This window comes from Clostridium sp. DJ247, assembly GCF_014231265.1.
In genome coordinates, this window is sequence record NZ_JABAIW010000006.1 from 85,120 (window position 1) to 99,792 (window position 14,673).

The 14,673-nt window shown below is 31.3% G+C and carries 11 protein-coding genes; 1 reads left to right on the forward strand and 10 read right to left on the reverse strand.

Going from position 1 to position 14,673, the window contains the following annotated elements; all coding sequences use genetic code 11:
- Nucleotides 1–50: 50 nt before the first annotated feature.
- Nucleotides 51–1,436, reverse strand: a complete 1,386-nt coding sequence (locus HGI79_RS04170) for an MATE family efflux transporter (RefSeq protein WP_241428139.1) — start codon at nucleotides 1,434–1,436, stop codon at nucleotides 51–53.
- 119 nt (nucleotides 1,437–1,555) lie between these two features.
- Nucleotides 1,556–3,295, reverse strand: a complete 1,740-nt coding sequence (locus HGI79_RS04175) for a glycoside hydrolase family 13 protein (protein WP_185649404.1) — start codon at nucleotides 3,293–3,295, stop codon at nucleotides 1,556–1,558.
- Nucleotides 3,296–3,681: 386 nt separating this feature from the next.
- Between HGI79_RS04175 and HGI79_RS04180 the strand changes: the two genes are divergently transcribed.
- Nucleotides 3,682–4,707 (forward strand): LacI family DNA-binding transcriptional regulator, encoded by a 1,026-nt coding sequence (locus HGI79_RS04180; RefSeq protein WP_185649405.1) that lies wholly within the window; start codon nucleotides 3,682–3,684, stop codon nucleotides 4,705–4,707.
- Between the two features lie 40 nt (nucleotides 4,708–4,747).
- On the opposite strand, the gene HGI79_RS04185 is transcribed toward HGI79_RS04180, so the two are convergent.
- The 8 genes from HGI79_RS04185 to HGI79_RS04220 form a co-directional block, all read right to left on the reverse strand.
- Nucleotides 4,748–4,897: a hypothetical protein gene (locus HGI79_RS04185; RefSeq protein WP_185649406.1), complete on the reverse strand. Its 150-nt coding sequence runs from the start codon at nucleotides 4,895–4,897 to the stop codon at nucleotides 4,748–4,750.
- A gap of 231 nt (nucleotides 4,898–5,128) precedes the next feature.
- The gene (locus HGI79_RS04190) at nucleotides 5,129–7,426 is read right to left on the reverse strand and encodes a glycoside hydrolase family 65 protein (RefSeq protein WP_185649407.1); all 2,298 of its coding nucleotides are present in this window, start codon (nucleotides 7,424–7,426) and stop codon (nucleotides 5,129–5,131) included.
- Nucleotides 7,427–7,813: 387 nt separating this feature from the next.
- Nucleotides 7,814–8,461 (reverse strand): beta-phosphoglucomutase, encoded by a 648-nt coding sequence (pgmB, locus tag HGI79_RS04195; protein WP_185649408.1) that lies wholly within the window; start codon nucleotides 8,459–8,461, stop codon nucleotides 7,814–7,816.
- Between the two features lie 33 nt (nucleotides 8,462–8,494).
- Entirely contained in the window at nucleotides 8,495–9,382 is an 888-nt protein-coding gene (locus tag HGI79_RS04200) for a DUF4380 domain-containing protein (protein WP_185649409.1), read from the reverse strand.
- Nucleotides 9,383–9,667: 285 nt separating this feature from the next.
- On the reverse strand, nucleotides 9,668–10,477 hold the full coding sequence (locus HGI79_RS04205; RefSeq protein ID WP_185649410.1) for an endonuclease/exonuclease/phosphatase family protein: 810 nt from the start codon (nucleotides 10,475–10,477) through the stop codon (nucleotides 9,668–9,670).
- A 1-nt stretch (nucleotide 10,478) separates the two neighbouring features.
- Nucleotides 10,479–12,155 (reverse strand): PTS transporter subunit IIBC, encoded by a 1,677-nt coding sequence (locus HGI79_RS04210; RefSeq protein ID WP_185649411.1) that lies wholly within the window; start codon nucleotides 12,153–12,155, stop codon nucleotides 10,479–10,481.
- Nucleotides 12,156–12,581: 426 nt separating this feature from the next.
- Nucleotides 12,582–13,439: an AraC family transcriptional regulator gene (locus HGI79_RS04215; RefSeq protein ID WP_185649412.1), complete on the reverse strand. Its 858-nt coding sequence runs from the start codon at nucleotides 13,437–13,439 to the stop codon at nucleotides 12,582–12,584.
- 106 nt (nucleotides 13,440–13,545) lie between these two features.
- Nucleotides 13,546–14,574, reverse strand: a complete 1,029-nt coding sequence (locus tag HGI79_RS04220; protein WP_185649413.1) for a Gfo/Idh/MocA family protein — start codon at nucleotides 14,572–14,574, stop codon at nucleotides 13,546–13,548.
- Nucleotides 14,575–14,673 lie beyond the last annotated feature (99 nt).

The window sequence follows — 14,673 nt, forward strand, 5'->3', positions numbered from 1 at the left end:
TTGTAATATGGAATCTGGGTCTTGTATTTGGTTTTTAACATTTAATTGTGTTACGTCATAATTCTTACAAAGGCCATGCTCTCCCATTTCTTTGTTTTCCATCTCCAAAGCATAAGTATTCCTCTGATCCACTCATCACATGCAAAGGCTACCCACATCCCTACAAGTCCAAAGCCTAGCTGAATTCCCAAAACATAAGATAATGTTACACTTATTCCCCACATAGATAGCACTCCCATATAAACTGGAAACTTAACATCTCCAGCTGCTCTCAATGAATTTATAACTACAAGGTTAAAACAACGTCCTGGTTCAAGGAAAGCATCTGTAATAAGTACCATGCTACCTACTGCTAAAATAGATGAATTTTTTGTAAATAAGGACAATACTTGAATTCTAAAAACTGCAAATATAAGTCCCATACTAAAGGAAATAATTATAGCAAGTTTTAAGCTTTTAAGACAGGTTTTGTAGGCCTTCTCCTTTTCATCTGCTCCCACTAAATGCCCAATTAGTATTTCCGTCCCCTGTCCTATAGCTACAGAGAAGAGAAAAGCAAACATTACTATGTTTTGTACATAGGCCTTAGTGCTAAGAGCTTCATTTCCAAGAAAATTAATAAAATACGTAATTACAAGCTGTGAAATATTATAGGAAAGCTGTTCTCCTGCAGTTGGAATACCTATTTTTAAAAGATCTGTTAAAACCTTTTTGGGGAAGGATTTTATATGTTTAATACTAATTCCTCTTTCCACATTTCTAAATACCACATAAAGCATTACTATAAGACCTAAGATTTTACTAATGTTAGTAGAAATAGCAACTCCACTAACTCCTAATACAGGCAGTCCAAATGCCCCAAATATAAAAATATAATCAAGGATTACATGAATAATATTCATTATTAAGGTTACAAACATGGATATCTTAGTAAAACCATGGCTCCTAACTATAGCGGTACAAGTCATAAGTATTGACTGAAAAAATAAAAATCCACCTACAATTTGAAGATACTCCATCCCATATTTCATAAGTTCTGAACGTATGCCCATAGCACTTAAAATCCCATGAGCTGCAAAAAACATTATTAAGCTGAGAACAATCCCAAATAAAAAATTTATAATTAATGATACAGTTGCAACCTTTGAAGCTTCTTCTTTGTTTCCTGCCCCAAGATTTTGAGCTATTAGTATAGAAGTTCCTGTGGATAGAATACCAAACATTATATTCATCATTCCAATAAGCTGATTAGAAACTCCAACAGCAGCTACAGCATTATCAGAGTATCTGCTTAACATCAAGGTATCAACACTACCAAGAAGCATAAAAAGTAAAATTTCAATAAATATTGGCCAGGTCAACTTAAATACCGTCATCTTCCTTACAGAATTACCACTATATATCTTAATAACTATCACTCCTTTTGCTATTCTCAAGGCAGAAAAACTAATGAATCAAACATGCATAAAATTTAAATTACTGTCTTCTCTATGATTAATATACTTAAAAATAAAGCCTTCCTGTAGTAAACCATAAAAAGGAAGGCCAAAATTTATTATAATTTTATAATCATTCCTGATTTTTCAGGAATATCTATTGTAATCTTACCTTTTACTGGAGTGTATGTTTTATTGCTTATTAAATCTATGGCAGTCCTACTTACTTTTATCTCCATAGATTGAGATTTATCTCCATTATTAATATAGCCTTCTATAACCTCTCCATTTAACTCTCTCCTAAAACCGTAAATATTTGTTAACTCATCTGCAAGTACTGTAGTAAAATCACCATGAGTAAAGACTTTATTTTCTTTTCTTATTGAAATTAATTTCTTGTAGTATTCTTTTAAAGATTTATTTTGTTTTTCTTCATTCCAAATCATTCCTTTGCGGCAATCAGGATCAGCTGCTCCAGTCATACCTATTTCATCTCCGTAATAGATCATAGGCATACCAGTAAAAGTAAGCTGGATAAAAGCCGCTAATTTCAATTTTTCAACATCTTCTCCTACAATATGTAAGAAACGAGGAGTATCATGACTACCAATTAGATTCCATAATACATTATAGGCTGGAAGCTTATATAAGCCTCTTATAAACTCTAATCTCTCACCCAATTCTTTAGAACTGATTTTATTAAATACAACAAAGTCTTTTACTGCACTAGTAAATACATAGTTCATTACTGAGTCAAATTCATCTCCTTGAAGCCAAGAACTAGAGTCATACCATACTTCTCCTACTATTAAAGCATCAGGCTTGGCTGCTTTTACTGCCTGACGAAATTCTCTCCAGAAGTGATGATCTATTTCATCAGCTACATCTAATCGCCAACCATCAATATCTGCTTCCTTAATCCAATAAGTGGCAACATCTATAAGGTATTTCTTTGTTGCTTCATTTTTAGTCATTAATTTTGGCATATACCCTTCATAAGCAAAAGTGCTATAATCAGGATCAGCTTTCATTTCTACTGGAAATTTTCTAATATCAAACCAATCTTTATACTCTGATTTTTCTCCTTTCTCTCTTACATCCATAAAAGGCAAAAATTCTGTACCTGAGTGATTGAATACCGCATCCAATATTACTCTTATGTTTCTTCTATGGGCCTTTTTTACAAGTTCCTTTAGAGTTTCTAAGGTACCAAACTGAGGATCTATTTCAAAGTAATCATATGTATTGTACTTATGATTAGATCCTGCTTTAAAAATTGGAGTCATATAAATAACGTTTACCCCTAAATCCTCAATATAATCCAACTTATCAATTATGCCCTGTAAATCTCCTCCAAGCATAATTTCACCATCGACCTTTGAGTACCATGGTTTAACATTTTCAGGATCATTGGACTTATCTCCATTATGGTACCTTTCTGGAAATATTTCATATATAATAGATTCCTTCGCCCATTCAGGAACAATAAAAAGATCCTTTTCCGCCATTACTGGAAAATGAAATAATTCTGATCCATCATCAGGTTGTTCTGTTGAAAACAGATAATTTCCATAATATAAGACTTCCTGATCATCCATTAGTTCAAAGAAATAATTTACACTGATAAAATCATGTTGTATTGCTGCTTCATAGTAGTCAAACAAACTGTCTGAGGCTACCTTTTTCATTTTAGTAGTAAAGGTTTCTTTATTCCTGGAATATTTATATTTATCTAAATATATTAAATTTATCTTTTTTATATCATCTTTTTTTGTTCTTATTTTAATAAGTAAATCCTCCTTTGATAGAGCATAAGCATAGTCTGAATAAACTTTGTGATAAATAGCTTCTTTTAACATAAAATCATCCCTTCTTCATTGCGTTCCTTGTTTCTATTATGCATTTTTAAAAACCTTGCTTAATTCTAATCAATAGTTATAGTTTCTTTCCCTTAATCTCTTGATTTTATATTTGCAGCAAATTTTTCTTTTTCGGAAAGTACTGTTTCATATAAAACCCTCTTTATTAAATTAAGCAACCGGTTGCTTAACAACGCTAAAAAATTAATTATATTGTATCACAAAAATCTTCTTTGTTAATACCTTTGAACATATTTTGTAATACTATACAAAATTTTTGTATTTTGTTCTTTAATGTTATTGATAAGTCATAGTTACAATAGTCTTATACTATTTTCTATGATATAATGTCACTTATATGTATGCAAAAAGCGAGGATGAGGTTAATGAATGTTACAATTCATGATATAGCAAAAATAGCAAAGGTATCAGCATCAACTGTTTCAAGAGTAATAAATGATAATCCTTCTATATCTGAAGAAACCAAAAAAAGAATCCGTGCTATTATGAAGGAATTAAATTATACTCCGAATTCCATAGGAAAACAATTAGCAAAGCAAAGTAGTTTTACCGTAGGATTTTTAATTAATACTGAAAGCAATGATGTTGTTTTAGATCCTTTTTTTTATGATATTATAAACGGTTCCCAAAGTATCATATTACCTAAAAACTTTGATATTACTATCTGCGATATTACTTATTTGAAGCCAGATGAGAACATCTTAAGCAAATTTGTTTATAGTAAGAAAGCAGATGGCCTTATTATTCATGTTTCAATTATAAATAAAAAAATAATTGAACAGTTAAATGAGCTGAACTACCCATATGTTATCATTGGAAAACCTAAAGAAAATGCTAGTATTAGTTGGGTTGATGCTGACAATATCACTGCAGGAGAAATAGCAACAAAGCATTTAATTGAACAAGGATATAGGAAGATAGCATTTATAGGAGGAACGAAGAATGAACCTATATCTTCTAATCGAATTAAAGGATATAAAAATATACTTTCTCAATTAAATGTAAAACAAGATACTAAATACATAAAAGAAACCGTGGGAATTAAGATTGATGGATATGCTGACATGATGTCACTTTTAAATCTGGATAATCCCCCTGATTCAGTAATATGTATAAATAATTATGCTGCTTTTGGTGCATTAGAAGCGCTAAATCAAAAAGGGCTTAATATTCCTAAAGACATTGGTATTGTAACCTTTGATGACTTTCCACTTGCACCATATACAACACCTCAACTTACAGCGCTTCGCATCGATACTTTTGAACTTGGTAAGCTTGCCGGTGAAATTTTAATGAAAAAAATAGAAGATTCGAGAGTGAAATCTGAAATTAAAATTGTTCTTCCACAGCTTATTATACGGGAATCCAGCCTTAAAAATAAAAGTCAGTAAATGTTTTACTGACTTTTATTAAATTTATGGGTTAAATATATTAATATTTAATAATTACTGGTGATGTTGCAAGTCTCATTTCTCCATTTTTAACTTCTATAACTTTTCCATATATAAGATTTGTATAATTTCCATCTTCAATGTCTAAATTATATTGTCCAATTTTTTTCATTGATGTGATTTCTGACATAGACTGAATACATCATTTTATTTCTTAATTCTATTTTAGTATCTTTAGTCACATTTATTCTCCCTAAATAAAAGATTAAAATTATTTACATGATCAATGCGTTTTCATAAAATATTTTTATATGCTGATAATTAGTCTTTCAATTTAAATTAAAGATCACCAACATAATATTTGCTGGTGATCTTTAATTTATTTGTTTGAAGTAATCTTACTTAGTACTTAAGGAACTATTTATGCAGAAATTTCACTGAATCCAACCATTGTATAATCTTTACCATTAACAGATAAAGTTATATTTTTTTCACTTTCGTTAGTAATAACAACTTTATCCTTTTTAATATTTACTTTAAGTAATGCCCCTCTGAACATAACCTTAAAGGAGAATGATTCCCAGTTCTCTGGTATAAACGGATTTAAAGTAAGTTTTCCGTCTTTTACTCTCATACCACCAAAACCTTCAACTATGGACATCCAAGTTCCAGCCATACTAGTGATATGACATCCGTCTTCTGTATCATTATTGTAGTTATCTAAATCCAATCTTGCAGTTCTAAGATACATTTCATAAGCCTTTTCTTGTTCTCCTAATTTTGCTGCAAGAATAGAGTGTACGCATGGAGATAAGGATGACTCATGTACTGTTCTTGGCTCATAAAATTCAAAGTTTCTTCTTATTGTTTCTAAATCGTATCTATCCTGTAAGAAATATAATCCTTGTAATACATCTGCTTGTTTTATAAAGCATGATCTAAGAATTCTATCCCAAGACCAATTTTGATTTAGTGGTAAATGTTTAGGATCTAAATCTTTTACAAGAATTTGCTCTTTGTCCATATAACCATCCTGTTGTAGGAATATGCCTAGTTCTTCGTCTACTGGATAGTACATATTTTCAATGATATGGTTCCACTTAGTAACTTCTTCTTCTTTTAAACCTAACTTATTTACTAATTCTGCATATCTTTCTGCTTCATTATTTTTTAAGTAATCAATTACTTCTAAAGTATATTCCAATGTCCAAACAGCAATTCTGCTTGTATACCAGTTATTATTTACATTATTTTCATATTCATTAGGACCAGTAACCCCTAACATTACGTATTTTCCTTTATTTGAAGCAAAGTTAACTCTTTCTTCCCAAAATCTTGAAATCTCTACTAATACATCTAATCCATACTCTCCTAGATAAGCTTTATCTCCAGTATAGTTAACATAATTATATATAGCATATGCTATAGCACCATTTCTGTGGATTTCTTCAAAAGTAATTTCCCATTCGTTATGGCACTCTTCTCCGTTCATGGTAACCATTGGATATAATGCACCTTTTGTAAAGCCTAGCTTTCTTGCATTTTCCTTAGCCTTTTCTAATTGCTTATATCTATAAATTAAAAGATTTCTAGCAATACTTTGGTCAGCAGTACTTAAGTAAAATGGTAAGCAATATGCTTCTGTATCCCAATAAGTACTTCCACCATACTTCTCCCCTGTAAAGCCTTTTGGTCCTATATTTAATCTGTCATCCTCTCCAGTGTATGTTTGATTTAATTGGAAAATATTGAATCTAATAGCCTGTTGAGCTGAAAGGTCTCCTTCAATAACAATATCGCTTTCTTTCCATTTTTCTTCCCAAGCTGCTGCCTGTTCTTTGAGTAATACTTCAAATCCTTTTTCATAAGCTTTTTCTAAAGCTTCTTTGCCAACAATCAATAATTCTTCTATTTTGTAATCCCTTGAAGTTACATTAGAAACATATTTATAAACTACGATTTCTTCATTTTGTTTTACACTTAAATTAACTACATTACCTGCAAATTTTTCTTTTTCTATACATTCTGCATTGAAGTCTATTTTTTTATTATCCTGTATAATATCAAATTTCATTGAAGAACATACATAAAAATCAAGTTTTTTTGTCTTTACTGTTACAGATGATTGTCCTACATTACTTTCCTTTGAAACTTCATCCCAAAACTTTTCATCATAATTAGAATCTTTATTTTTTATATCACCATCTAAGTAGGGTGATATACTTAATGTACCTTCGGAGTTAAGTGGAGTGATAGAATATCTAATAGCACCTATTTCTCTTTGAACAATACTTACAAATCTTTTTGCATCTACTTTTACTTCCTTTCCACTAGGAAGTTTTGCTATAAAACTTCTATGCAAATATCCTTCTTTCATATTTAAAGTTCTTACAAAATCTCTAACTTCACATTTTGCAAGATCTAAAGCCTCTCCATCAATACTAAAATCTATTCCAATCCAATTAGTAGAATTTAATACTTTCGCAAAATATTCTGGGTATCCATTTTTCCACCAACCAACTCTTGTTTTATCTGGATAGTATACTCCTGCCATATAGCTTCCTTGAAGGGACTTTCCACTGTACTTTTCTTCAAAATTAGCTCTCTGTCCCATATATCCATTTCCTATACTAAAAATACCTTCAGATATTTCATGGTTATCTTCATCAAAACCTTCTTCTATAATATTCCATTCATCTACTTTTAAATATTGTTTCATATTCTAATCTCCTTTATAATAAATTTTAAACTCAACTTTTCTAATATTATAGATACCTATAGCCTAAATTCAACTTATACAGAGGGGTATATTACCAGTTCTGACGGCACATTTAAATACTTTTTTAATGAGTCTTAGCGATGGATTTTGGAAAAGCCTTAGAACTTTAGATATGGTTGAAAGCCTAAATGGCTTTCAACGAGCGACTTATCAATGGTAATTGATAAGTTGGTCCGGACTGAGTGAAACGAGTTTATCAAAGTTCTTAGGCTTTTCCAAAATCCAAGCTTTAGACTCATAAAAAAGTATTTATGGTGCCTAAGAACTGGTAATATACCCCGGTGGTTAAGTCAAGTTTCTGGGTTGGGTATCTATATTTCTATAAATTTAAGAATTTAATTTTTCCAAAGTCATTTCTTTTAAAGAAGAAACAACAATATTTGCTTTATTTAAAACCTTTGGGTCACCAATGCCAACACTATACATTCCAGCACGAATTGCTGCCTCAATACCTGCCTGAGCATCTTCAAAAACCACACATTGCTCTGGTGCTACCCCAAGTTCTTTCGCGCCTAGTAAAAAAACTTCTGGATCAGGCTTTGCATGGGTTACTTTGTTTCCATCCACTATAGCATCAAAATGATCAACTAGTCCTAAATTAGTTAATATAGTCATAGAATTTTTACTTGCAGAACCTAATGCAATCTTAGTACCGTTATTTCTTAAAAGCTCTAAGAATTCCTTTGCACCTGGTAAAATTTCATCTGGAGTCATCTTTGCAATATATTCACAATACCAATTATTCTTTTTTTCTGCTAACTCCATTTTTGCTTTTTCATCTAAGGTTAATCCCCCTACTTCTAAAAGTATTCTAAGAGATTCCATTCTACTTACACCCTTTAGTCTCTCGTTGTGTTCCTCTGTAAAATCGAACCCTAATTCCTTAGCTAACCTGTTCCATGCTAAATAATGATATTTAGCAGTATCTACAATCACACCATCTAAATCAAATAAACATGCCTTAATCTTTGCCATTGCTTCTACCTCCTAAAAATTTATCAATAATATTTATACTAATTCTAACTGCCAAACCATATGTATACTTTTGCTTTCGCCCGGCATTACGTCACTGATACCTCCAAGTATTTCAAGCTCAGTGTAAGGAAGTTTGTCATCCACATAAAATTCCACATTACTGCCGTGTGGGTATACTACTTGTCCTTCATATTCGAATTTTTGTGTAAATAAGAGAGTTTTATGCTTATATGCACTACAGTAATATTGTATTATGCCACTATCTGTCACTAAGCCTACTTTAAACTTTTCTTCATTGTTGCAATTTAATCTTAAAATTTTCCCATCTTCTTTTCTCACAGAATAAGCATTGCTTGAAGGTATATCAAAATCTTGATAAAAGGTTATTCCTCCTGTAAATACGTCAGAATTAAGTTTTATATCTGTATATCCAGGAGATAACGCTTGGGTAATACCCCAAACGGCCCATTGTGCAGGTTCTTCATTGAAGTTCACTATGGTCTCCTTTATATTTATATGATTACACTGATCTTCAATGACAATTTCTCTTATAAATTTAAGACCTATAGTATCTGATACAGGACTACTTAATGTAACTACTATGGACTTTTCCGATTTAAATATTTCATAGGAGAAAACATTTAAATCAATATCGAATATTGGAGGCCATGCCCACTTGGTTTGTGGTGCAGGCCATCCTTTATATCCTCCATAATTAAGCCAATTTTCTGCCTTATATTCAGCGTTCACATCACCTTTAATTCCTATAAATTCAGGATTTCTAAATAATACGTTTAAGTTTTCTGTTGAAAACTCTAAAATTCTTCCACCCTGCTCTGGTACTATAACTACTTTTATTATTCCATTTTCCAATATTATCTCTTCTGTATTTTTACACTTTACTATTGAATAACTTAGCATAATCAAAACCTTTCTATCTTATTATATAGATATCCAACTCCTAAAATTTACTTATGCTGAGGGGTATATTACCAGTTCTGACGGCACATTTAAATACTTTTTTAATGAGTCTTAGCTTGGATTTTGGAAAAGTCTTAGAACTTTAGATTTGTTTGAGTGAAACGAGTTTATCAAAGTTCTTAGACTTTTCCAAAATCCAAGCTTTAGACTCATAAAAAAGTATTTATGGTGCCTAAGAATTGGTAATATATCTCGGTGGTTAAGTCAGGTTTTGAGGTTGTATATCTATATAAGATTATTCAAATTTATACCTACTTCTACTCCATAATGGTCTGATACCACCGGAACATTTTTCCCATTAAAGATTACTTTAGAATATTCAACATCTATATCTTTATTTACTAGAATCAAGTCCAGTCTTAAATCATCTTTATTTAAATCCCATCCAGCTATCTTACCTTTTACAGTTACCCCGCTATCCTTTTCTTTAGCAAGGGTAAAGGTATCCTTTAGGCCTTTTTCCATTAAATAATCATAGCCTTCACCTCTTATAAAAGCATTATTGTTAAAATCCCCCATAAAAAATGTTAGCCTGTCTTTCTTAATATTATTGAGTAACTTATCTACTTGTTCTTTGAAAGGTTCTTCCTCATCCTGCCACCATCCTAGGTGACAAGAATAGAAGTCTATCATCTGTTTGTTTACTTTAATTGAAGCTCCTAAAACCTTTCTAGTTTTCCAAAACTCCCTATCTTTACTATTGCTTAAGAAGAATGAATAAGCACCTTCTTCTACTATTTCATGCTTGGTTATAATGCTTACTCCTTCTTCATAGGTTTCATAACTTAAGTGAGAAAAGTCCCATAACATCTTATATGCTGTACAACTTAGCTTTTCTAATTCTTTTAATAAAACTAATGCAAAGTTATCTTCTTTTATGTTATTAAAGACTATATTTTTCTTTATAGATTGATTTACTTCCTGTAATGAAATTACGTCATAATCCTGTTCTTTTATAGTATTTGCAATTATCTCTATTTTTTCTTCTTGGTTTTCTTCCCACCAAGAATGACAATTTAAAGTTAATAATTTCATTTTAAACTCCTAATATATCTATAATATCTGATTTAATTACATCCGCCTTTGGTCCATATATAGCCTGTACCCCTTTATCTTTAATTATTAAACCTAATGCCTTATTTTGTTTCCATTGCTTTTCTCCTGCAACTAATGAAATATCTTTAACTGTTACACGAAGACGAGTCATACATGCATCTACATCTAAAATATTATCTCTTCCTCCAAGTAATCCAATGATATCCTCAGCTTGACTTCCTTTTTTAGTAGTAGCAACTTCTTGCTTTGCAGAAACAGCTGTTGTACTATTTGAATTCTCTTCCACATCAATTTCATTTCCATTACGGCCTGGAGTTGCTATATTAAATTTCTTAATCATAAATCTACATATAACAAAGTTTATGAAGAAGAATATTGGAGTTGCAAATGCAAATCTTATTAAATCTCCTACAATTCCTGCTCTTACAATCATAGGAATACGTGCTGCAAGCTCTATGATACCAAAAGAGTGAACTCGTAAATTAACTAAATCCGCACACGCAAATGCCAATCCTTGTATAACTGCATAAGTTGCATATAATATTGGCGAAGTAAACATAAACATAAACTCTAATGGTTCAGTAACACCTGTTAAAAAGACTGCAATAGCTGCTGAAAAGAACATTGATTTATATTTTGCTCTTTTTTCTTTTTCTATGCTTGTATACATAGCAAATGCAACACCCATTAATGATCCAGCTCCTCCAATCATTTGTCCAACCTTAAAACGTGCTGGATGGACTGTTTGAAGTAAGTTATTGTATTGTGCCATATCTCCTGCTGCTTTTAAGTTACCTAAATCAGTAGCCCAAGCAAGCCAAAGGGGGTCTTGTCCAAGTATTAATTTGCCTGCATTAGCACCTGTCAATACTTTGTATGATCCACCAAGATCTGTATAGTTTATTGGTATTGTAATCATATGATGAAGACCAAAAGGTAATAATAAACGTTCAAGTGTACCAAATATAAATGGTGAAATAAATGGTGCTGTATTTTGTGATGTTGCAATCCACTTACCAAATCCATTTATAACTGATTGAGCAAATGGCCAAACTATAGCAAATCCAATGGCAGTAATTGTAGAACCTAATATAACAACAAATGGTACAAATCGTTTACCATTAAAGAATGCAAGTGCATTTGGTAATTTATTATAGTTATAATACTTATTGAATAAAACTGCTCCTAGAAAACCTGAAACTATGCCAACAAATACTCCCATATTTAATGCTGGAGAGCCAAGAACAGAAACAAAGTAGTCTTTAACCAAAAGCTGTTGACCTGTTAACGAAGTTACTGTTGCATGTGCATCAGTAAGCATATCATTAGTAATGTTATATATATTACCAGTAATCCTATTTATTAAAATATAAGCAATAAGTGCTGCAAAAGCTCCTCCTGCACGTTCTTTAGCCCAAGATCCACCTATGGCTACAGCAAATAATATTCCCAAATTAACTATTATTGCCCAGCCTATACCTCCCACAACTTGAGATAGCGTTTGCACAAATGAAACATTAGGTGCTAACATTCCTATAACTGATCCCAATGAAATCATTAATCCACCTGCTGGCATAACTGCAACTACTACTAGTAATGCTTTACCAAATTTTTGCCAGAAATCAAATGAACCTATTTTTGATTTACCTTTAAACATATTTCCATTTCCTCCTTTGATTTAGCTGTACGCAATCGATTGCTTAAGATGTAAAACATATTTCTTTTATAAAAACCTCCCACTATGTTTTTATTTGATTTTATTTTGTGCAACCGTTTGTCTCAGTAATTAAATTATATTCCATAATGAAAAGGTTGTCAACATCAATGATAAAATTTATTTTAAAATTTATAAATTTAAAAATAAAAGAGCATTAAGCTATTACTAATGTAAACTTAACACTCCTACGATTAAATTATTCTCCTTTTAATTTTTTAGTTGATTCTCTTTCAATTAAATTAACATCTATAATATAATGATCTTCCTTTATATTATTTTGCAGCTTATCAACTAATAATTTTGCAGCATAATTTCCTAATTTTTTTCAATATTTCTTTTATAGATTTATATCTTTAGAGTCAACATCTATGCGTTTATATCGGCAGTCTTTCTATACTCCATAGGTGTGCAACCTTTTAAACTTTTAAATACTCTATTAAAGGTTTTTACGCTATTAAAACCTGACTTAAACGCAACTTCTATTATAGAATCTTTATTATCCATAAGATACCACTCCGATTTCATTATTCGAAAATTATTTAGATAGTCCAAAAAGGTCATTCCTGTATTTTCTTTGAAAAATCTAGTAAAATGGTATTTGCTAAAACCTGAAACCTTTGAAATTTCCTCTAAATCAATGTGACTTTGATAATTTTTCTCTACATATTGAAAAACTTTATCAAGCTTCTGAAGCCTTTCTTTTTGACGACTTTCATCTCTCATTGAATATTCTTCCTTAGGCATATGTCTGAGTAATATACCGGCTAGATCATATAATCTAGCCTTCAAAATTAATTTATAGCCTTCCTTAGCTTCACTGTACTCATATATAAGCTCCTTTATCTGCCTTTCCATTAAAGCATGAAGTTCACTTCCGCGGGTAAGTAGCTTTGAATGATTAAACATTGGTTTTACAATACTTTTATCTTTCGTTCCAGAGAGAAAGGTATCATATATAGACATTCTAAATTGTATTACTGCCCTGTTGCTAAATTCCTTTTGTTTAAAGAAGTAATGTATCTCCCCTGAACCTATAATGAGTATATCTCCAACTTCAAGATGATATATATCATTATTTATCCCTACCTTAATACTTCCCTCTACAAGATATATAATTTCAATATCTTCGTGCCAGTGATGGGGTGTGTTAGCATATCCTTCATTAAAAAACAATCTAAAAGGAAAATCCGATTCTAATACGGTCTTTTCAAAACTCCCCTGCATAGTCCCCTCCAAAAGTTTAGCTAATTCAGCTAAGTATTTAATATGCAAATAGGTATACAAAGTAATCTTCTATTTTACTCTGTATACCCATATAATATTTTAGCTGTTATAGGCTTATTCTAACTCTTTTTTTACCAGATTCATAGATACTACATATGATTTTTTGTGTTTTTATTGCTTCTTCACCATTTATTTCTGGCTGTTTACCTTCTCTTAAGGCTTCATAGTAATTTTTTATTTGCTTTGCATGGCTCATTCCCCAATAACCCTTTACTCCGTTTCCATAATCAAAGGTATCCTCCGGATTATTGTCCGCGATAAATTCCCTGCCATCTTTTAATTTTATATGTGCTCTGTCTGCTACCATGTTTGCAATACCTTTTTCGCAATGAAGTTCTATTTTCACAGGAGCATCATAACTATAATAGTTAATAGCATAAAAAGCAGTAACTACTCCATTCTTATATTTTATAACCCCTTCTGCTGAGTCTTCCACCTGTATAATTTCATGTGCTCTATTGCTTATATTAGCATCTATATAATCTATTTCACTATCCACAAACCATCTCATTAAATCCATAGTATGAATAGCTTGATCTATTATAACTCCGCCGCCTTCCTTATCCCAAGTACCCTTCCAATCACTACGGCTGTAATACTCATCAGAACGATTCCAAGTAACTTCAAGCTTTCCAGATAATATTTTTCCAAGCTCTCCAGATTCAAGTGTTTTCTTTATAAGCTGTGAACCTGGATTATATCTATTTTGAAATATAACCCCTAGTGTAACATTATTCTTCTTTGCAGTCTGAATCATAGCTTCTGCATCCTCTAATTTAATAGACATAGGCTTTTCTGTAAGTATATTTTTTCCTAAAGTAGCAGCATAGATGGCTACTTCTGCATGAAGATAGTGAGGAAGACAGATATGCACAACATCTATATCTTCTTTACTAAGCATTTCTTTATAATCAGTATAGAAACTACAATCATACTGCTCACCCTTTGCCTTAGCTCTATCTTCTTTTACATCACATACTGCAACGATTTTAGTATTCTCCAGAGCTTTTACCGATTGTGCATGCATAGGGAATATATTTCCACAGCCAATAATGGCCACCTTAAATACTTTCATTATAATCATCTCCTAAATATAAGTCATGAATTTCCTATATAATTTATTCCGGATATCTACGGACTTTTAACCTTAGAACCTTAGGTAGATAAACATAAC